Below are 19136 nucleotides of genomic sequence, written 5' to 3'. Positions count from 1 at the left end.
CATGGCCACCCTGACCTATTTCGGCCTGCCCGAGGCCTGGATCGCCCTGGTCCTCGGCGTCGACCACCTGCTCGACATGGGCCGCTCGGCCACCAACGTCGTCGGCAACTCGGTGGCCGCCGCCGTCGTCGCCAAGTGGGAGGGCGAGCTGGACGAGGTGGATCCCGAACTGGCCAAGGCTTCGGCCTGATCCTCTTCGCCATCGGAACAGGAAGGGCGGGACCTCGCGGTCCCGCCCTTTTCTCTTGAGCGCTCGCGAAGCCCCCTACTTTACCGTCTTGTCGACCGTCTCCCGCGTCACCGCGTGATAGAGCGGCCGGCTCTGCGCGTAGATGCGCCTGGCGATCGACTGGCCCCAGTCGCCCTGGCCCCACAGCGACACGAACAGAGGCGCGACGAACTTGCGGCGGCCCTGGCCGGTCAGGAACTGCTCCAGCGACGGCACGGCCGGCTCGTAGCGGTTGGCCACGGCCAGTTGCAGCCAGGCGAAGCGGATCTCGCTGTTGCCCTGGGCCGACAGGCCGAAGGCCGTATCGGCGGCGGCCAGGCGCTCGGCCGACAGCTGCCGCGGCAGGCTGCCGACGAAGCGCACGCGCTCGGCCGTGCTCCAGGCCTTCCAGGCGTCGAGCGGCGCGGCGCCGCCGGCCGCGAAGGCCTTGGCCTGGGCGTCGACGGCCTCGAAGGCCTTGGACTGCACGTGGACGGCGTTCTCGGGCAGGCCCGGCTGGTAGACCCAGCCCTGGACGTCGATCTTCCGCTCCAGCGCCTTGTCGCCCTTGAACAGGTGCGTGCGCAGGTCGGCGATGAAGCCCTCGGCGGTCTGCGGCTGGAAGGCGTGGCGATCGAAATAGCCGCGCAGATAGGCGTCCCAGCGCTCGCGGCCGACCTCCTTCTCGATGGTGCGCAGGAAGGCCGCGCCCTTCTCGTAGGGGATGTCGGTCATGCCGTCGTCGGGATCGCGGCCGGTCAGGTCGATGTGCAGGCGGGTGTCGGGGCCGGTCGGGCCGCCGGCCTCGTCGATCGCCCGGTGCAGGTCGGTCCAGCCGAGGTCGGCCAGCATGGCGGCCGTGTCCTTGCCGTACAGGGACTCCATGATCCGGTTCTCGAAATAGACCGTGAAGCCCTCGTTGAGCCAGAAGTCGGCCCAGGTGGCGTTGGTGACGAGGTTGCCCGACCACGAGTGCGCCAGCTCGTGCGCCACCAGGCTGACCAGCGAGCGGTCGCCGGCGATGATGGTGGGCGTGGCGAAGGTCAGGCGCGGGTTCTCCATGCCGCCGAACGGGAACGACGGCGGCAGCACCAGGAGGTCGTAGCGGCCCCAGCGATAGGGGCCGTAGAGCTTCTCGGCGGCCTCGACCATCTTCTCGACGTCGGCCAGTTCCCAGGCGGTGGCCTTCATCACCGACGGCTCGGTGTAGACGCCGGTGCGCTGGCCCAGCGGCTGGAACGTCAGGTCGCCGATGGCGATGGCGATCAGGTAGGGCGCGACCGGCTTGTCCATCCTGAAGCGGTAGGCGCGGCCGCCGGCGACGGGCTCGCCGTCCGGGGTCAGCTGTTCGGCGCTCATCACCGCCTTCAGGCCCTCGGGCGCGACGATGCGGGCGGTCCAGGTCTGGCGAACGCCCGGGCTGTCCTGGGTAGGGATCCAGGTGCGGTTGAGGATCGCCTCGCCCTGGCTGAACAGGTAGGGCTTGGCCTTGCCCGCCGTCTGCGAGGGCGACAGCCATTGCAGGGCCGCGCCGTCAGGGGCGCTTTCATAGGCGATGACGATGCGCTTGGCGCCGTTCAGGGTCACGGTCAGCGGCGCGCCCAGGTGCGGGTCGGCAGCCCCCAGGGTCCATTCCAGCGGCTGGCCCTTGGCGTTGGTGATCGACTTGACGACCAGGCCCTTGCTGTCGAGCACGACCTCCTTGGCGCCCGGCGCGAGCTTGAGGTCGAGGGCGGCCGTGCCGACCATCTTCCTGCCCGTGAAGTCGGCGGTCAGGTCGAGGTCGACATGGGTGACGCGGGCGATCTTCGGCTTGGCGTAGGAGTGGATGTCCGTCGCGTCCGAGGCGGTCGACAGCGGCGCGGCCATCGGCTTGGCCGGCGCGGCCTGGGCAAGGGCGGGAACGGCGGCGGCGCCAAGCAGCGCGGCCATCAGGACGGCGCGCGGGGTGTTCGAGGTCAGGGACATGGGCAATCCGTGGAAGCGGAACTTTGCCCCCTTATTCCAGATACGGACGGCTACAGATAGTCGAGCAGGCTCATGCCGGTCTTGATCGACCCGTCGGGGCCGAACATCGACGAAAGTTTCGCCGACAGGTTCTGCGTCGCGACCATCTTCTCGTACAGCGCCGGGGTCCAGCCGACCGCCTCGCGCTCCTCGCTGCTCATCGAGACGTACTGCGAGACCAGCGTCCGCCCGAAGGCCGAGCCGTCGCCCGACTGCTGGGCCGACTTCCAGTAGGACGACACGCCCTCGCGGTTGCGGCTGCGGATCTCGCCGGCGGCTTCCTTGGCCTCGTGCTCGGAGAACTGGCCTCCCTTGTTCAGCGCGATGGCCGACAGCGAGCGGTCGTCGAAGCGCGCGAAGTCGATCTTGCCGGCGTCTGGGCCGACAGCCATCCCTTCGCCGGTCGCCAGCGAATACTGCCGGTCCAGCGCCACGCGGACGTCGGCGACCACGTCGTCGATATCGCGCGAGCGGGGGTTGGAAACGACGCCGCCGTTCTGCTTGACGTAGGCGGCGACCGGATCGTCGGCGATGCCCGTCGGCGCGGTCCCCGGCTTGGCGGTGGACTGGCGCAGGCCCTCGACCAGGGCGGCCTTCTCGTTCTGCCACTTCAGCGTGGCCTTCTCCTCGGCCCCCGCGCCCTCGTGGCGGGTCAGGGCGGCCTTGTAGAGGCCGGCATAGTCGCCGGTCACACGCGCGTCGGCGGCGGGTCCGGCCAGGGCGGCGTTCTGCCCCGACTGCAATTGCAGGCTGGCGACCACCTGCTCCTCGATCGGGAAGCTCCCCCCCTGGTTCGAAGCGATGGCGTAGAGGGCCCGGCGATCCAGGCCCGAAACGTCGATCGTCGCCTTGCCGTCCTTCAGGGCGCTGGTCGCCTTGGCGGCCGAGAGCAGGGCGTCGAGGCTCTTGCGGGCGTCGGACACCACGGCGCCCAGGTCACGGCCGTCGGCCTTGCCCGCCAGCGCCGCCTGTGCCTCCGCCGACAGGGTGACGCTGACGCTGGAAGCGCCCGTCCTGGCCGCCTCGGCGGCCTTGGCCTGCTGCTGGGCGGCGGTTCCCGTCTGGCTGTTCGTCGCGCCCGCATAGGCATAGGCGGCGGCGTAGCCCTGCGACCCGATCCTGGTCATCACGCACTCGACCTCGATTCAACTTCGGCGAGTTGTATCAGGCTCGATGCGATTTGAAATGTTTGGAAATCAGAAGGTTGGTTGGTTAACGAGCCGACCCTTCTTCGGCGCGTGGTCCTCGCCCTTCGACAAGCTCAGGGTGAGGACCATTTCACAGGCCGCCGAAGTAGAACCTCACCCTGAGCTTGTCGAAGGGCGAGGTTTGGCCCCTCAGTCCGCGTGGCCCGGCTTGCGCGAAGTGGCCCAGGGATCGGACACGTCGGCCAGCACAACCTCGATGCAGTCGACGGCCACCTTCAGGTCGCCGCCGCCGGCGAAGGTCAGCAGGATCGTGCCGCCCGGGGCCTCCTCCCCCGGCTCGAACGCCACCGACAGAAGCTCGACCACCGCCTGCTTGGCGTCGCGGCGCAGGTTGCGGGCCTGGACGCCGGTGACGTCGCCCAGTTGCAGGGCCGAGCGCACGCGCTCGCCGCCCTTGCCCCGCTTGGCGCCCGCTTCCCAGCGGAAGCGGTTGCAGGCGAGCGTCAGGGTGCGGGCCCCGGCGTCCCAGCGGATGTCGCCGATCTTGGCCACGGCGTCCTGCAAGGCGGCCGAGACCACCTCGAGGTCGGCGGGCTCCTGGGCCAGCAGGCGAAGGGGAGCGGCGGTCATGGTCTACAGCTCCGGCTCGCCGTCGCCCTTGATGCGACGCACCTGGGCCCCGCAGGCGCCCAGCTTCTCTTCCAGGCGTTCGAAGCCGCGATCCAGGTGATAGATGCGCGACACGACGGTCTCGCCGCGCGCCACCAGGCCGGCGATCACCAGGCTGACGGACGCGCGAAGATCGGTGGCCATCACCTCGGCGCCTTCCAGCTGCTCGACGCCGCGCACGCGGGCCTCGCCGCCATGCACCGAGATGTCGGCGCCCAGGCGCATCAGCTCGGGGGCGTGCATGAAGCGGTTCTCGAAGATGGTCTCGCGGATGCGGCTCTCGCCGTTCGCCGTCGTCATCAGGGCCATGAACTGGGCCTGCAGGTCGGTGGCGAAGCCGGGGAACGGCGCGGTCTCGAGATCGACGGCGTTGAGGCGCGAGCCGTTGCGCTTGACGATGACGCCGTCCTCGGTGCGGACCACCGTGGCGCCGGCCTCTTCGAGCTTGACCGACAGGCTCTCGATCAGCTCCGGACGAGCCTTGGTCAAGCGCACTTCACCGCCGGCCATGGCCGCGGCGACGGCGTAGGTGCCCATCTCGATGCGGTCGGGGATCACCGAGTGCGTCGCGCCCTTCAGGCGGGCGACGCCGGTGATGGTGACGGTGGGGGTGCCCGCGCCCTCGACCTTGGCGCCCATGGCGTTCAGGCATTCCTGCAGGTCGACCAGTTCCGGCTCGCAGGCGGCGTTCCTGATCACCGTCACGCCGTCGGCCAGCACGGCGGCCAGCATGGCGTGCTCGGTGGCGCCGACCGAGACGATCGGGAAGACGATCTCGGCGCCCTTCAGGCCGCGCGGGGCCTGGGCGTAGACGTAACCTTCGTGCAGGTCGATCTTGGCGCCCAGGGCTTCCAGCGCCTGCAGGTGCAGGTCCACCGGACGCGCGCCGATGGTGCAGCCGCCGGGCAAGCTGACCTTTGCCTGGCCCGAGCGGGCGACCAGCGGGCCCAGCACGTTGAACGAGGCGCGCATCTGCCGCACCAGGTCATAGGGCGCAAAGCCGCTGGTGATTTCCGGCGCGTGCAGGATGGTCTGCTGGCCGTCCGGACCGTCGCTTTCGGTGACGCTGACGCCCAGGCGCGTCAGCAGCTTGCCGAGGAATCGCGTGTCGGCAAGGCGCGGCATGTTGGTCAGGCGCAGCGGCTCGTCGGTGAGCAGGCTGGCGGCCATCAGCTTGATGGCCGAGTTCTTGGCGCCGCTGACGGGGATGACCCCGTTCAGCTGCGCGCCGCCGGTGATGGCGATGCGATCCAATGAAAATCCCTCGAACGCGCGAAAAAGACGTCCTTCGCGCGGGTCACATGTGAGGTCGCGGTTCTAACGCTTGCAAGAGGTCATGCAAGAGGCCGCGCCGATTCCCCTATTCGTCGCCCGGCGGGGGTGATTCAGGCTTGGCCGAAGCGCTGGCGGGCGCCTTGCGACGGCGAAGGTTGGTTCGCAGGGCCTGGGCCAGCCGCGCCTCGCGATCGGCTTTTTCCTTGTCCTGGCTTGGGTTTGACGTCGGTGAGCGGCTCATGTGTCCACAGGTGAATTGCGTGCGGACCTCGGTCTATACGATTTGGGCTTTGCAATCCCGGAAATCGTTGGCTATACGCCCCTCCTCGCCGCCGCCGTAGCTCAGTGGTAGAGCGCATCCTTGGTAAGGCTGAGGTCGGCAGTTCAATCCTGCCCGGCGGCACCACGGGGACCCAGATGGAAGTCTGGGTCCCCACCACACCCCAAAAATGCGGCGAGATCCAAACGCTTAGGGCGACGCGAGATGCGTCCTTAAAGGCTCCCCGCCCCGCCGGCCGGGACCGGTCCCTGCACGAACTCGATCAGGTTTCCGGCCAGGTCGCGGATGAAGCAGGCCGTGCCGTGCGGCATCACCTTCAGCCAGACGATGTCGGCGCCCCTCCCCTTCAGTTCCTCGACCAATGCCGGCACGTCAGGCGCGACGAAGGCCACGTGCTTGACGCCGTGGGTGTGGACGTCGCGGTCGGGGATCCGGCGCTCGTCCGGCAGCGGCGCGGCCCCGGGAACCTCGAACAGCTCGATCCGCAGGTCGCCGTTGGCGATCATCGCCACCTGCGCCGGGATGGTCGGGATCTCGAAGCGGCGCTCCAGCGAAAAGCCGAGCACGCTCCCGTACCACTCCACCGCCGCGTCGAGATCGGGGACGCTGATTCCGCCGTGATGGAAGCCGTACCGAAAGCCGCTCATCGTCGCTCGCCCCGCTGGTCGCATGAGCCCCGCCATGCAAGGCGTGCATTGTCGCCAGCCAAGCACGGCGCGCCACTCGCGCATGGGGTCCGCTCGCACAGCGAACGTCGCCCCTGAAGCTCAAGTCACAAACACCCTATACTTCACCAAGCTGAAGCTTGCGCCGCGTCGAATGTAGACTTTCCGACGCAGATAACGGGCTACCGATGCGCTGTCCTGACGCATTACGCGAGTCAGTCGCGCCCTATACACATCGATTAAGCATATCGATTAACCACAGCTGATCGGGGGAGCGTCGATGACGTTCGACTTCGCACGCCAGGCCATGGGCTTGGCGGCCATAGCGACCTGCTGCCTGCTCTCCGCCCTCGCCACGCCCGGCCTGGCCGCCGCCCAGGTTCTGGAAATCGGCGACGAGGGCGAGGTCACGCGCTTCGACGGCCCCGCCGTGCACACCGGTACGAGCGTGGAGGCCATCTTGCCGCCGGCGCCTCCGCCGACCGCTCTGACCGCGACGCTCATCGAAGAGGGCCACGAGGACGTGCGCCGCGAGATCGCCGTGGCCGCCGCCGCCTATTCCTTGGATCCCAAGCTGGTCGAGGCCGTCGCCTGGCGCGAAAGCCGCTTCAAGCCGACCGCCCGCTCGCGCAAGGGCGCCATGGGCGTCATGCAACTGATGCCGGCGACCGCCCGCGACCTCGGCGTCGATCCGTCGGACATGGCCCAGAACGTCCGCGGCGGTGCGATGTACCTGCGCCAGATGCTCACCCGCTTCGGCGGCGACGTGAAGCTGGCGCTGGCCGCCTACAACGCCGGCCCCGGGGCCGTCCTCAAGCACGGCGGCATGCCGCCCTACGCCGAAACCCAAGCCTACGTCACCTCGATCCTCGGCCGCATGGCCGTGTCAGGCGCCGCCTTCGCCGTTCCCGCCCTTGGAGTCTCCAACTGATGCGCAAGTTTCTGAACGCCCGCGCCGCCGCGCTGGCGACCGCCCTCCTCGCCGCCGCCGGCCAGGCCCACGCCCAGGTCGCGCAGGCCGACCCGCAAGGCTCGTCGGCCGTGCTGTCCGGCGTGATGTGGCTGCAAGGCACGTTGCTGGGCAATGTCGCCACCGCCGTGGCGGTGATGGCCGTGGCCGCCGTCGGTTTCATGATGCTGACCGGCCGGATGAACTGGCGCTACGGCGCGACGGTCATCCTGGGCTGCTTCATCCTGTTCGGCGCGACGACGATCGTCAGCGGCATCCGCACGGCGGCGGGCGCGTAGAGCCCGATGGCCGCTCCCCTCGATCGCGACGTGGTGTTCGGGGCCCTGACCCGGCCCCAGATGTTCGCCGGCGTGACCTACAGCTACTTCGTCGTCAACGGCGTGGTCACGACCGAGCTGTTCCTGATCACCAAGTCGTTCTGGGCGCTGCTGGCGGCGCTCGTGATCCATGCGATCGGCTATGCGGCGTGCCTGCGCGAACCCCGCATCTTCGACCTGTGGCTGACCAAGGTCAGCCGCTGCCCCCGCGTACCCAATTTCCGGGCCTGGCGATGCAACAGCTACCAACCGTGAAGCCGAAAATCGGCAAGGAAGCCTCGGCCGGCAAGCGCCTGCCCTACGCCCGCCTGCTGGACGAGCGCACGATCGAGACGCGCGACGGCCTGCTGATGCAGGTCATCCACCTGGCCGGCCTGCCGTTCGAGACCGCCGACAGCGAGACCCTGAACTACCGCAAGGCCGTGCGCGACGTGATGCTTCGCGGCCTGGCCTCCTCGCGCTTCGCCGTCTACCACCACATCATCCGCCGCGAGGCGAAGGTCGGCACGGAGGGCGATTTCGCCGACGGGTTCAGCACCCGCCTCGACGCCGAGTGGAGCGCCCGGCTCGCGGGCCGCAGGCTCTACGTCAACGACCTCTTCCTGACGATCGTGCGCAGGCCGCTGCAAGGCCAGGGCGGACTGATCGACAAGGCCCTGCGCCTGGCCAAGGGCTCGACGCAAGGCGCCGGCAAGAAGGCCCAGGACCACCGCGAACTCGACGCCGCCCGCGACAGCCTGATCTCGGCCCTGGCCCCCTACGGCGCGCGGGCGCTTTCCCAGTACGTGGGCGCCAGCGGGACCTGCTCGGAGCCGCTGGAATTCCTGTCCTGCCTCTATAACGGCGAAATGCGCCCGGTGCTGGCGCCGGAGGGCGACGCCGGCGAGTACCTGCCCTATCGGCGGGTCAGCTTCGGACACGAAACCCTTGAGCTGTCGCGCGCCGGCGCCCTGGCGCGGAGCTTTTCCTCGATCGTGTCGGTCAAGGACTATCCCGCCCAGACCACGCCGGGGATGCTTGACGACCTGCTGCGCCTGCCGTGCGAGATGGTGGTCACCCAGAGCTTCGGCTTCGTCGACCGCCAGCCGACGCTGGACCGCATGAACCTGGCTTTGCGCCGCATGCGCGCGGCCGACGACGAGGCCATCAGCGTCAAGGCTGATCTGATCCGCGCCAAGGACGACGTGGTCAGCGGCCGCGCCGCCTTCGGCGAGCATCACCTGTCAGTGCTGGTGCGCGGGCAGAGCATCGAGGGTCTCGACCAGTCGACCGCCGAGGTGATGAGCGCCTTCACCGAGATGGGCGCGATCGCCGTGCGCGAGGACATCAATCTGGAGCCGGCCTTCTGGGCCCAGTTTCCCGGCTGCTTCAAGGACATCGCCCGCCGGGCGCTGATCTCGACGGCCAACTTCGCGGGCTTCGCCAGCGGCCACAACTTCCCGGTCGGCAAGGCCCAGGGCAACCACTGGGGCCCGGCGGTGACGCTGCTGGAGACCACCTCGGCCGGCCCCTACCACTTCAACTTCCACAAGGGGGATCTCGGCAACTTCACGATCATCGGGCCGTCGGGCTCGGGCAAGACCGTGGTGCTGAACTTCCTGCTGGCCCAGGCCCAGAAATACAGGCCGCGCACAGTCTTCTTCGACAAGGACCGCGGGGCCGAGATTTTTCTGCGCGCCATCGGCGGCCGCTACGAGGTGCTGCGCCCGGGCCGGGCCACGGGCTTCAACCCGCTGGCCCTGCAAGACGCGCCGGCCAATCGCCGCTTCGTCGCCGACTGGGTCGCGCGGCTGGTCTCCCAGCCCGGCGAGACCCTGACGCCCGACGACCTTGCCCGCATCAAGGACGCCGTCGACGCCAACTACGACCAGGCGCCGCGCCTGCGCCGCCTGCGGTTTTTCGCCGAGCTGTTCAAGGGCGCCCGCCGCCCCGACGCCGCCGACCTCTTCGCGCGGGTGGCGCCGTGGCACGGAAGCGGCGAGCACGCCTGGCTGTTCGACAACGCCGAAGACGGCCTGGATCTCTCGGCCGCCACCCTCGGCTTCGACATGACCCAGCTGCTGGACGACCCGGCCCTGCGCACGCCTGCCATGATGTACCTGTTCCACCGCGTGGAGCAGCGCCTGGACGGCCACCCGACCCTGATCGTCGTCGACGAGGGCTGGAAGGCGCTGGACGACGATGTCTTCGTCGCCCGGATCAAGGACTGGGAAAAGACCCTGCGCAAGCGCAACGGCCTAGTCGGCTTCGCCACCCAGTCGGCCCAGGACGCCCTGGAAAGCCGCATCGCCAGCGCCATCGTCGAACAGGCCGCCACCCAGATCTTCATGGCCAACCCCAAGGCCCAGGCGAAGGACTACTGCGGGGGCTTTGGCCTGACCGAGCACGAGTTCGAATTGGTCCGCAGCCTGCCCGACACCGCCCGCTGCTTCCTGATCAAGCACGGCAGCGACAGCGTGGTGGCCCGCCTGAACCTGGCCGGCTCGCCCGAGCTGCTGACGGTGCTGTCGGGCCGCGAGAGCACGGTGCGCCGGCTCGACGCCCTGCGCGAACACCTTGGCGACGCCCCGGAGGCCTGGATGGCCAAGCTCCTCAAGGAGGCCGCATGAGCCCCGTCTCCTGCCCGACCGCCGACGCCCCGCTGGTCCAGGGCCTGATCGGCTCGGTCGACTGCCAGGTGCATGGCCTGGCCCAGGCCGGCTATGCGGCCCTGTCGGCGCCCGGCTCGCCGGTCTCCACCCTGCTGACCGTGCTGATGACCCTCTATGTGGGCTTCATGGGCTACCGGCTGGTGCTGGGCCGTGGAACCCTGCGCATCGGCGACGCCACCATCGCGGCGGTGAAACTGGCGCTTGTCGTGGCGCTGGCCACCAACTGGGCGCTGCTGGAGACCCTGGCCTACGACCTGCTGTTCAAGGCCCCGACCGCGGTCGGAAGCCTGCTGCTGGCCCAGTTGGACGGCGGCCCCGGCAAGCTCGATCCCTTCGTGCGCCTGCAAGCAGCCTTCGATACGCTGCAAGACGCCGCGCAGCACTTCGCAACGCGAGCCGGCTCCCAGGACGCAGCCCTTCAGGGCGGTCCCGGCTTCGCGGCCTTCGCCGCCAATGTCGGCGGGCTCGTCATGCTGCTGACCAGCCTGGGCGTCGTCCTGGCCTGCAAGGTGGTGCTGTCGGTGCTGCTGGCCCTCGCCCCCATCGTCGCGGGCCTTCTGCTGTTCGAAACCACGCGCGGCCTTGTCGAGGGCTGGTTGAAGGCGATGATCGCCCTCTCCGTCCTGCCGATGATCGCCACCCTCGCCCTGTCGCTGGAACTGGCCATGATGGCCCCCTCCCTGAAGGCCCTGGCGGCCATGAAGGACGCCCAGCAGTTCGCCGAACTCGACATGGGCCCGGCGATCACCGTGCTGGTGCTGAGCCTCGTGTTCACCGCCGTGCTGGTCGCCGCCGCCATCTCGGTGTGCGTGATCGCCGCCGGCCTGCGCCTGCCCCGCGAACGGTCGCTCGACCGGGAGGCCCCGCCCGTTTCCGAGCCTGGCCAATCGCCCGCCGCGCCGCTGGAGCCGCCCTCGCGCGCCGCCCACGTGGCCGCCGCCGCCATAAACCTGTCCCGACGGGAAGAGCAGGCGGCCCAGGCCGCCGCCGCATCCTCGCCCATCGGCCCGCGCCGCCTGACGGTGGTGTCCGACCGCACGGAAACCGCGCCGGCCTCCGGCCCGACCACCGCCACGGCGGCCGCCGTCCCCCTGGGCGCCAGCTATCGCCGCCCGGCCTCGCCCCGCATCGCCGCCTCCGGAGCCCGGAGAGACCAGTGACCACGCCTATCCGTTCCGGAGTTTCGCCCGTGAAGCGCCCGCTTCTGGCCCTGTCGCTCACCTGCCTGCTGGCCACGCCGGCCCTGGCCCAGACAACCCTGGCCCAGGCTCCTTCGGCCCAGGCCGCCGGCGCACCCGTGTCCGCGCCCGACCCGCGCATCCGCACCCTGCCCTACGACCCCGATCAGGTTTACCGCCTCGCGGGCGTCATGGGCTTCCAGACCATGCTGGAGTTCGCCCCCGACGAGCGGATCGAGAACGTCTCGATCGGCGACTCCGTCGGGTGGCAGGTGACGCCGAACAAGCGCGCCAACCTGCTGTTCCTGAAGCCGATGGACCGTGCCCCGGCCACCAACATGACCGTCGTCACCGACCGACGTCGCTATGTCCTGGAATTGTCGGTGTCGAGCGGCGGCGCCGCCGACGCCTCCTACGTGATCCGCTTCCGCTACCCGCCCGCGCCTGTCGCGGTCCCCGCCCCGACCGCCGGACCGGCGACGCCCCCTCCCCCGCGCAACACCGCCTATTCGGTCAGGGGATCGCGGGCGGTGACGCCTTCGGACGTCTTCGACGACGGCCGCGCCACCTATTTCGCCTGGACCGGACGAACCGAACTGCCGGCCATCTTCGTCATCGGCGCCGACGGCTCCGAAGGCCTGGCCAACGCCGTGGTCAAGGACGGCTACCTGGTCGTCGACCAGGTGGCCCCCCGCTTCGTACTGCGCAGCGACAAGGCCCGGGCCACAATCGTCAACCGCGTCTGGCGCAAGACCCAAGCCCCGGAGAAGGCCGGATGACCCAGGATATCGATCCGCGCCTGACGCCCCAGGTCCAGGACGACCTGGCCGCGGCCGACGCCCAGGCCCGCCCCTCGGTGGGCAAGGCCGGCGGCGTCTCCAACCTCGCCATCATGGTCGCTTTCGGCGTCTTCGGCCTGGTCGTGTTCGGCTGGCTGTCGACCCATCGCGCCGACGCTCGCCCGCAGGCGGCCGCGATCCCTTCCGCCCCGCCGGCGCCCCCGGGCCCTCCGCCGCCTGTGGCCAAGGTCGCCCAGGTGCAGGGCCCCCTCTACACCGTGCCGGCGCCGCAGTTCACGGTCGACAACAGCGCCCCCGACCTGGATCGGGCGCCGCTGCCGGAGCCGAGCCAGGTCCCGCCGCAGGCCCCGCTCATCTCCGTGCCTGACGACTCCGGGCGTCGCCGCGCGCCGACTCTCGTGGTCGACCTCAGCGACCGCAACGGCGCCCCGGGGGCAGGCGGCGAAGGCGCACGCCCCGTCGCCCTCAACCCCGACGACCGTGTCTCCGACCGCGTCGGCCTGGACGACGCCGCGCCCGCCAAGGCCACGGCCATGCGCGACCTCGACGCCGTCATCCCGCAGGGCGCGGTGATCCCGGCGGTGATGGAGACGGCGATCAATTCCGACCTGCCGGGCCTGGCCCGCGCCATGGTCACCCGCGACGTGAAAAGCTTCGACGGCTCCACCGTGCTGATCCCGCGCGGCAGCCGGGTCATCGGCCAGTACAAGTCGGGCCTGGCCCTGGGCGCCAGCCGCGTCTTCGTGATCTGGACACGCGTGATCAGGCCCGACGGCGTGTCGGTGCAGATCGGCTCGCCGGCCGCCGACCCGCTGGGCCGCGGCGGTCTGGAGGGCAAGGTCGACCGCCACTTCTTCACCCGCTTCGGCGGTTCGATCCTGACCTCGGTTCTCAGCGCCGGCGTCGCGGCGGTCAGCAACAGCCGGGCCAACTCGCAGATCTACATCGGCTCGATGTCGGAGGCCGCCAACATGGCCAACGCCGCCAAGGGGACCAACACCTCGCCCACCATCAGGACGCCGCAGGGCGCGCCGGTGACGATCTTCGTCGCCCGCGACCTCGACTTCTCCGGCGTGCGGGGCGGCAGATGACCCGTCACGCCCCGATGGGGGTCTATCTGGAGGCCTACCTGGCGCCGCTGGCGCCGTGGCTGGCCGATCCGGCGGTGACCGACCTCTACGTCAACCGGCCCGGCGAGCTGTGGGTCGAGCGGCTGGGCGGCGCGGTCGCTCACGTCGCCGTGCCCGAACTCGACGAGACCAACCTCTGGCGCCTGGCCCGCCAGGTCGCCGCCATCGCCCACCAGGGCGTCAGCCGCGAGCATCCCCTGCTGTCGGCCGTGCTGCCGGACGGCGCCCGCGTGCAGGTCGTCGCCCCGCCCGCCACGCGCGGCGGGATCGTCATGGCCATCCGCAAGCACGTGGTCTCGGACCTGTCGCTCGACGACTACGCCCGCGCTGGCACCTTCGACCGCGCCACGGCCCCGCTGATCCGCCCCGACGCGGCCCTGCGCGCCATGCTCGACGCCGGCGAGGTGCGCGGCTTCCTGTCGGCGGCCGTGCGGGCGGGCAAGAACATCGTCGTCAGCGGCGGCACCTCGACCGGCAAGACCACCTTCCTCAACGCCCTCCTGAAGGAGGTCCCGCTCGACCAGCGCCTGGTGCTGATCGAGGACGCCCCCGAGATCCGCCTGGTCCACGCCAACGCCGTCGGCCTGGTGGCCGCGCGCGGCGAGCAGGGCGAGGCCCGGGTCGGGACCGAGGACCTGTTGCAGGCCAGCCTGCGCCTGCGGCCCGACCGTATCATACTGGGCGAGCTGCGCGGGGCCGAAGCCTTCAGCTTCCTGCGGGCCGTCTCCAGCGGCCACCCAGGCTCGATGACCACCGTCCACGCCGACGATCCGCGCGGCGCCGTCGAGCAACTGGCCCTGATGGCCCTGCAGGCCGGCGCCAACCTGCGACGCCAGGACGTGGTCGACCATGTCGAACGCGTCGTCGACGTCTTCATCCAGCTTCACCGCCAGGACGGCGTCCGCGCCGTGCGGGAGATCGTGTTCACAGACCGCTAGCGACGGCCTTCACCCACCTTGTTTTTCGCGTTCAGCGCGCCCGCACCGCGGGCGTGATCGGGGACCTATTGTTCATGCGTGCCAGACTTCTAGCTTCGGGGACCGGGATCGGCCTGGCCCTTCTTCTGACGGCCTGCGGCGGCGGTGGAGGCGGCGGCGGGGGATCCACCGCGCCTCAGAGCGGCGGCGGAACGACGCCGACCACCCCGCCCCCGCCGACGGTGATCTCGGCGGCCGAGGCCTCGCGCCTGGCCAAGCAGGCGAGCTTTGGCCCGACGCCCGAACTGATCGACCAGATCGTCGCCGCCAAGAGCGCGTCGGCCTGGATCGACCAGCAGCTGGCGCTGAGCTCCAGCACCTATGCCGACATCGCCGGCAAGCCCGTGCCGACCAACTTCTGCACGGCCCAGAACCTGACCGGCACGGATCTGAGCAACTGCAACCGCGACAACTTCGGCGCCCTGCCGATGGCCATGCGGTTCTATTACAACGCCATGGGCAAGGACGACCAGCTGCGCCAGCGCACGGCCTTCGCCCTGTCGCAGATCGTGGTGGCCTCGGACCTCGAGGTGCACACCACCGCGGGCCTGGCGACCTTCAACCAGGTCCTGCTGGGCAACGCCTTCGGCAACTACAAGGACATCCTGCGCGAGGTGACCCTGAACCCGTTCATGGGCAACTTCCTCGACATGGTCGACAGCAACAAGTCGGCCCCCAACGAGAACTACGCCCGCGAACTGATGCAGCTGTTCTCGGTCGGCACGGTGATGCTGAACATGGACGGCACGCCCAAGACCGGCGCCGACGGGGCGGTGATCGCCACCTATTCCAACGCCGAGGTCAAGGAAGTGGCCCGGGCGCTGACGGGGTGGACCTACGCCCGCCTCGATGGCGCGGCGATCAGCGACTACGTCAAGGTCGACTACACCAAGCCGATGATCGTCAACGCCGCCCGGTTCGACACGGGGGCCAAGACCTTCCTGAACGTGACCATCCCGGCCGGCGCCACCCAGCAGCAGAACGTCGACACGGTGGTCGACACCGTCTTCAACCACCCCAACACCCCGCCCTTCATCTCCAAGCGGCTGATCCAGCAGCTGACCCTGGCCAATCCCTCGCCGGCCTATGTGGGCCGGGTCGCGGCCGTGTTCGCCGACAACGGCGCGGGCGTGCGCGGCGACATGAAGGCGGTGATCAAGGCGATCCTCACCGACAGCGAGGCGCGCGGCTCGGCCGCCACGCCCGGCAAGGTCAAGGAGCCGGTGCTGTTCCTGACGGGCCTGGCGCGCGGCATGGGCCTGAAGTCGGACGGCTACGCCTTCTATTACCGCGACAACGGCCTGGGGCAGATGCCCTTCCGCGCCCCGTCGGTGTTCAACTTCTATCCTTACGACTTCCCGCTGCCGCTGGGTTCGGGCGAAATGAGCCCGGCCAGCAAGCTGATGACCACCTCGACCATGGTCGCCCGCCACAACCTGGCCTGGGACTGGACCATGGGCGGCGAGGCCACCCGCACCGAGTTCAAGTCGCAGCCGACCATCGCCGGCTCGGTTCCGGTCGAACTGCCCTGGGCCCAGTGGGAAGCCCTGGCCGCCGACGAGGCCAAGATGCTCGAGCGCATCGACCTCGTCTTCCTCAACGGGACCATGACCTCGGCCCAGCGCGGCGCGCTGTCGTCGGCCATGGCCGCCGTCAAGAACACCGACCCCGCCATCCAGGCGCGCAAGCGGGCGCAGGTCGCCCTCTACATCGTCGCCTCCTCGCCCCACTTCCAGGTCGATCGCTGAGCCATGACCCTTTCCCGCCGTGATTTCGGCCGGCTGCTCGCCGGCGCCTCCGCCACCGCCGCCCTCGCCCAGATCGGGGTTTCGGCCGCCGTCGCCGACACCTCCAGCTATCGCGCGATGGTCGGGGTCTTCCTGTTCGGCGGCAACGATGCCTGGAACATGGTCGTGCCCACCGACGAGCGTTACGCCGACTACGCCGCCAAGCGTTCGGCCATCGCCGTCAGGCAGGACGCCCTGACGCCGCTGACCGGCACGGCGTTCGGCCTGCACCCGGCCATGGCGTCGCTGAAGAGCGCCTGGGACGAGGGCGCGCTCAGCGTCGTGCTCAACACCGGCACGCTGTTCCAGCCGCTGACCAAGACCATCTACCAGAGCCGCCCCGACCTGCGTCCGCTCAACCTGATGTCCCACGAGGACCAGCAGAACGAGTGGCAGGGCATGCGCATGCGCGAGAAGAACCTCGACGGGTTCATGGGCCGCATCCTCGACCGCGCCGAAGCGGCCGAGATCCCCCCGCTGGTCTCGATCGCCGGCTCGCAGCTGGCCCTGCTGGGCAGCCGCAAGTCGCCGCTGATCCTGCCCTCCAGCGGCGGCATTTCGCGCGCCGGCTACAACGCCGCCAGCACCGACGCGGCGACGATCGCCCGCCAGCAGGCGCTGAACACCTTCTCGGACGCCTCGGCGTTCGGGGCGGTGACCGACTTCACCGGCCGCGGCATGTCGTCGGCCTATGCCCAGGCGGCGACGGCCAACGCCATCGTCACCTCGACGACCTCGGTGGTGGACCAGCATTTCAAGAACCCGACCACGGGCGCGACCCTGACCAGCGAGATCTCGCGCCAGCTGTTGCGGGCGGCGCGGATGATCGAGGCCCGCAACACCCTGGGCCACGCCAAGCAGACCTTCTTCGTCAGCCAGGGCGGCTATGACACCCACAACGGCCAGGTCGCCTCGCACAACAGCCTGTACGCCGACCTCGCCATGGCCCTGGCGGCCTTCTACAACGCCATGAAGGCGCTAGGCGTGGCCAACAACGTCACCGCCTTCACGATGTCGGACTTCGGCCGGGTCTACAAACCCAACGCCAACGCCGGCACCGACCACGCCTGGGGCTCCAACCACCTGGTGCTGGGCGCGGGCCTGGCCAAGGGCAAGGTCCACGGCCGCTATCCCGACACCACCTACGGCGGGGCCGAGGACGCCTACAACGACGGCCGCTGGATCCCCAGCATCGCCGTCGAGGAATATGTCGGCGCCATCGCCCAGTGGTACGGCGTCTCGCCCGCCGACATGCCGTACGTCTTCCCCAACTGGGCAACGTGGAACGGCGGCGGGCGCGGGCCCGTGCCGCTATTCGGGTAGGAAGGGAAAAGACCCCCTCCGGCCCTCCGGGCCACCTCCCCCAGAGGGGGAGGATCTGTAAAGCGCCGTGCAAAGAAGATGCTCCCCCTCTGGGGGAGCTGTCGCGGAGCGACTGAGGGGGTCTTACCCCGCCAGTTCCGCCAGCCCATGCTCGCGCGACACCACCGGCGCATAGCCCAGCGCCGCGCGGGCCTTGGCGATGCTGACGGTCACCTCGACGGCGGAAGTGGCATAGACCTGCCGGCTCAGCGGCCCCTTGATCCGGCCGCCGCTGATCGCCGCCAGGGCGTCGCCGATCGTGGCGATGGTCTTCAAAAGGTCGCGCGGGACGGTCTTGTCCGGCGCCGTCAGCCCCTGCGTGGCCAGGAGCCGCGTGGCGAAGGCGCGGAACTCCGCCGGCTCGCCGTCGGTGATGAAATAGGCCTGCCCGCCGGCGCCGTTCCTCAGCGCCAGGACCACGCCCTCGCACAGGTTGGCCACATGGGTGGTCGAGGTGCGATAGCGGCCGCCGTCGATCCAGGCGAAGGCGCCCGAGCGCACCGCCTCGGCCAGTTGCGGCAAGGCCGTGGTGTCGTCGCGCCCCCAGACGAAGCGCGGCCGCACGGCCATGACCTCGAACCCCGGCGCGCTCATCGCCAGCGCCAGGCGCTCGGCCTGCGCCTTGCTCTTCGAATAGGCCCCGGCCGGGCGGGCGGGATAGGCATGGTCCTCTGTCGCTCCGACCAGCGGCGCGCCGTCCAGCAGCACCGACTCGGTGCTGATCAGCACCGAGCGCGACACGCCCGCAACCTTGGCGGCGGCCAGCACCGCGCGGGTTCCCTCGACATTGATCCGCTCAAGCCTCGCCTCGACGCCGGCGCCGTGGTCGGTGTCGGCGGCGGCGGCGGCGTGGACCAGGGCGTCGCAGCCGGCCATGGCCTGCGCCAGGCGCGGATCGAAGAGGTCGCCCTCGAAGGGCTGCGCGCCCAGGTCGCGGACGGTCTCGACGGCGGCCGCGCTGCGCGCCAGCGCCACAACCTGCACGCCGTCGGCGACGAGGCGGCGGATCAGGTTGCGGCCGACATAGCCGCTGCCCCCGGTGAGGAACAGGCGCGAGGGCGCGCGCCCGCCGGCGGCGGGTTCGTTGAAGCTCATGGTCTCAAGTCCTTGGGTGGGGGGTCTTCAGGTCGTCTTCGGCGACGGCAGAGGCGCTTCGCCGTCGGGCTTTGCGGTCACCAGCCAGTTGATCTCGCGCAGGATCCGCGTGCGCTCCTCGACCGGCCAGGCGTGGTAGTCCAGCGCCTCGAGCAGCTTCAGTCCCTCCAGCGCCAGATAGGCCAGCAGCGCCCCGCGCGGGCTGGCCGCATCGGCGGTCAGGGCGCCGATCACCGCCTTCTGGTTCTCCTGGATGCGGCCGCGCAGGCTCGCGTCCTGGGCCAGGGCCGCGCACAGGTTCAGGGCCACCGCGCGGAAGTCGTCGGGCAGCGGCGTCGCCGCCGCCAGAATCCGGCCGCGGATCACCGCGTCGCCCTGCCCATCGAGGCTCTCCGTCATGGCGGTGTTGAAGGCGTTGTCGCGCGCCACCGCCCGCTCGACCACGGCGTCGATCAGCGCCGCCTTGGTCTTGAAATCGTACAGCACCGTGGCCTTGCCTATGCCGGCCTGCTCGGCCACCGCGTCCAGCGTCAGGCGCGCGGCTCCGTCGCGGGCGACCACCGCCTCGGCGGCGTCGAGCACCGCGTCACGATTGACGATGCGCTTACGGCCCATGG

General features: G+C 70.1%; 18 protein-coding genes and 1 tRNA gene. 12 read left to right on the top strand and 7 right to left on the bottom strand.

Annotated elements, in window-relative coordinates:
* Positions 1 to 190 (top strand): cation:dicarboxylate symporter family transporter (locus SGCZBJ_RS23095; RefSeq protein ID WP_133149153.1); only part of this gene is annotated, 190 nt, incomplete at its 5' end.
* A gap of 75 nt (positions 191 to 265) precedes the next feature.
* Here the strand turns inward: SGCZBJ_RS23095 and SGCZBJ_RS23090 are convergent.
* The 4 genes from SGCZBJ_RS23090 to murA all read right to left on the bottom strand — a co-directional run bounded on the left by SGCZBJ_RS23090 (position 266) and on the right by murA (position 5286).
* Positions 266 to 2176 carry a M1 family metallopeptidase gene (locus SGCZBJ_RS23090; protein WP_101720268.1) on the bottom strand — a complete coding sequence of 637 codons (1911 nt, stop codon included), beginning with the start codon at positions 2174 to 2176 and terminating at the stop codon, positions 266 to 268.
* 50 nt (positions 2177 to 2226) lie between these two features.
* Positions 2227 to 3342: a hypothetical protein gene (locus SGCZBJ_RS23085; protein ID WP_101720267.1), complete on the bottom strand. Its 1116-nt coding sequence runs from the start codon at positions 3340 to 3342 to the stop codon at positions 2227 to 2229.
* Positions 3343 to 3552: 210 nt separating this feature from the next.
* The gene (locus SGCZBJ_RS23080; protein ID WP_101720266.1) at positions 3553 to 3993 is read right to left on the bottom strand and encodes a DUF2948 family protein; all 441 of its coding nucleotides are present in this window, start codon (positions 3991 to 3993) and stop codon (positions 3553 to 3555) included.
* Between the two features lie 3 nt (positions 3994 to 3996).
* Positions 3997 to 5286, bottom strand: coding sequence for a UDP-N-acetylglucosamine 1-carboxyvinyltransferase (gene murA / locus SGCZBJ_RS23075; protein ID WP_101720265.1), 1290 nt, complete (start codon positions 5284 to 5286; stop codon positions 3997 to 3999).
* Positions 5287 to 5638: 352 nt separating this feature from the next.
* Between murA and SGCZBJ_RS23070 the strand changes: the two genes are divergently transcribed.
* Positions 5639 to 5713: transfer RNA gene (locus SGCZBJ_RS23070), tRNA-Thr, on the top strand.
* Positions 5714 to 5799: 86 nt separating this feature from the next.
* Here the strand turns inward: SGCZBJ_RS23070 and SGCZBJ_RS23065 are convergent.
* On the bottom strand, positions 5800 to 6234 hold the full coding sequence (locus tag SGCZBJ_RS23065) for a VOC family protein (RefSeq protein WP_101720264.1): 435 nt from the start codon (positions 6232 to 6234) through the stop codon (positions 5800 to 5802).
* A gap of 298 nt (positions 6235 to 6532) precedes the next feature.
* On the opposite strand from SGCZBJ_RS23065, the gene SGCZBJ_RS23060 reads away from it, so the two are divergent.
* From SGCZBJ_RS23060 to SGCZBJ_RS23015, 10 genes are all read left to right on the top strand, one after another.
* Positions 6533 to 7183, top strand: coding sequence for a lytic transglycosylase domain-containing protein (locus SGCZBJ_RS23060; RefSeq protein WP_205685465.1), 651 nt, complete (start codon positions 6533 to 6535; stop codon positions 7181 to 7183).
* Entirely contained in the window at positions 7183 to 7500 is a 318-nt protein-coding gene (locus SGCZBJ_RS23055) for a TrbC/VirB2 family protein (protein WP_101720263.1), read from the top strand. The genes SGCZBJ_RS23060 and SGCZBJ_RS23055 overlap by 1 nt, the downstream gene beginning before the upstream one ends.
* Before the next feature lie 6 nt (positions 7501 to 7506).
* Positions 7507 to 7794: a VirB3 family type IV secretion system protein gene (locus SGCZBJ_RS23050; protein WP_058350403.1), complete on the top strand. Its 288-nt coding sequence runs from the start codon at positions 7507 to 7509 to the stop codon at positions 7792 to 7794.
* Entirely contained in the window at positions 7791 to 10148 is a 2358-nt protein-coding gene (locus SGCZBJ_RS23045; protein ID WP_240621620.1) for a VirB4 family type IV secretion/conjugal transfer ATPase, read from the top strand. Before SGCZBJ_RS23050 ends, SGCZBJ_RS23045 begins: the two co-directional genes overlap by 4 nt.
* Positions 10145 to 11350, top strand: coding sequence for a TrbL/VirB6 family protein (locus tag SGCZBJ_RS23040; protein WP_101720261.1), 1206 nt, complete (start codon positions 10145 to 10147; stop codon positions 11348 to 11350). The genes SGCZBJ_RS23045 and SGCZBJ_RS23040 overlap by 4 nt, the downstream gene beginning before the upstream one ends.
* A 29-nt stretch (positions 11351 to 11379) precedes the next feature.
* On the top strand, positions 11380 to 12147 hold the full coding sequence (locus tag SGCZBJ_RS23035) for a TrbG/VirB9 family P-type conjugative transfer protein (protein ID WP_165799420.1): 768 nt from the start codon (positions 11380 to 11382) through the stop codon (positions 12145 to 12147).
* Positions 12144 to 13259, top strand: a complete 1116-nt coding sequence (locus SGCZBJ_RS23030; RefSeq protein ID WP_101720259.1) for a TrbI/VirB10 family protein — start codon at positions 12144 to 12146, stop codon at positions 13257 to 13259. Before SGCZBJ_RS23035 ends, SGCZBJ_RS23030 begins: the two co-directional genes overlap by 4 nt.
* The gene (virB11, locus tag SGCZBJ_RS23025; RefSeq protein ID WP_101720258.1) at positions 13256 to 14236 is read left to right on the top strand and encodes a P-type DNA transfer ATPase VirB11; all 981 of its coding nucleotides are present in this window, start codon (positions 13256 to 13258) and stop codon (positions 14234 to 14236) included. The genes SGCZBJ_RS23030 and virB11 overlap by 4 nt, the downstream gene beginning before the upstream one ends.
* 74 nt (positions 14237 to 14310) lie before the next feature.
* Positions 14311 to 16023, top strand: a complete 1713-nt coding sequence (locus tag SGCZBJ_RS23020) for a DUF1800 domain-containing protein (protein WP_101720257.1) — start codon at positions 14311 to 14313, stop codon at positions 16021 to 16023.
* A gap of 3 nt (positions 16024 to 16026) precedes the next feature.
* Positions 16027 to 17385: a DUF1501 domain-containing protein gene (locus SGCZBJ_RS23015; RefSeq protein WP_101720256.1), complete on the top strand. Its 1359-nt coding sequence runs from the start codon at positions 16027 to 16029 to the stop codon at positions 17383 to 17385.
* 123 nt (positions 17386 to 17508) lie between these two features.
* Here SGCZBJ_RS23015 and SGCZBJ_RS23010 read toward each other — a convergent pair whose 3' ends face one another.
* Positions 17509 to 18519 carry an NAD-dependent epimerase/dehydratase family protein gene (locus tag SGCZBJ_RS23010; RefSeq protein WP_101720255.1) on the bottom strand — a complete coding sequence of 337 codons (1011 nt, stop codon included), beginning with the start codon at positions 18517 to 18519 and terminating at the stop codon, positions 17509 to 17511.
* 27 nt (positions 18520 to 18546) lie between these two features.
* Complete coding sequence (locus tag SGCZBJ_RS23005; RefSeq protein WP_101720270.1) at positions 18547 to 19134, bottom strand: TetR/AcrR family transcriptional regulator; 588 nt, start codon at positions 19132 to 19134, stop codon at positions 18547 to 18549.
* Positions 19135 to 19136: the final 2 nt, after the last annotated feature.

The sequence above is a fragment of the Caulobacter zeae genome, from assembly GCF_002858925.1.
Lineage (GTDB): Bacteria > Pseudomonadota > Alphaproteobacteria > Caulobacterales > Caulobacteraceae > Caulobacter > Caulobacter zeae.
Note: the sequence above shows the minus strand (reverse complement) of the source record. Positions and strands in the feature narration are given on the sequence as shown.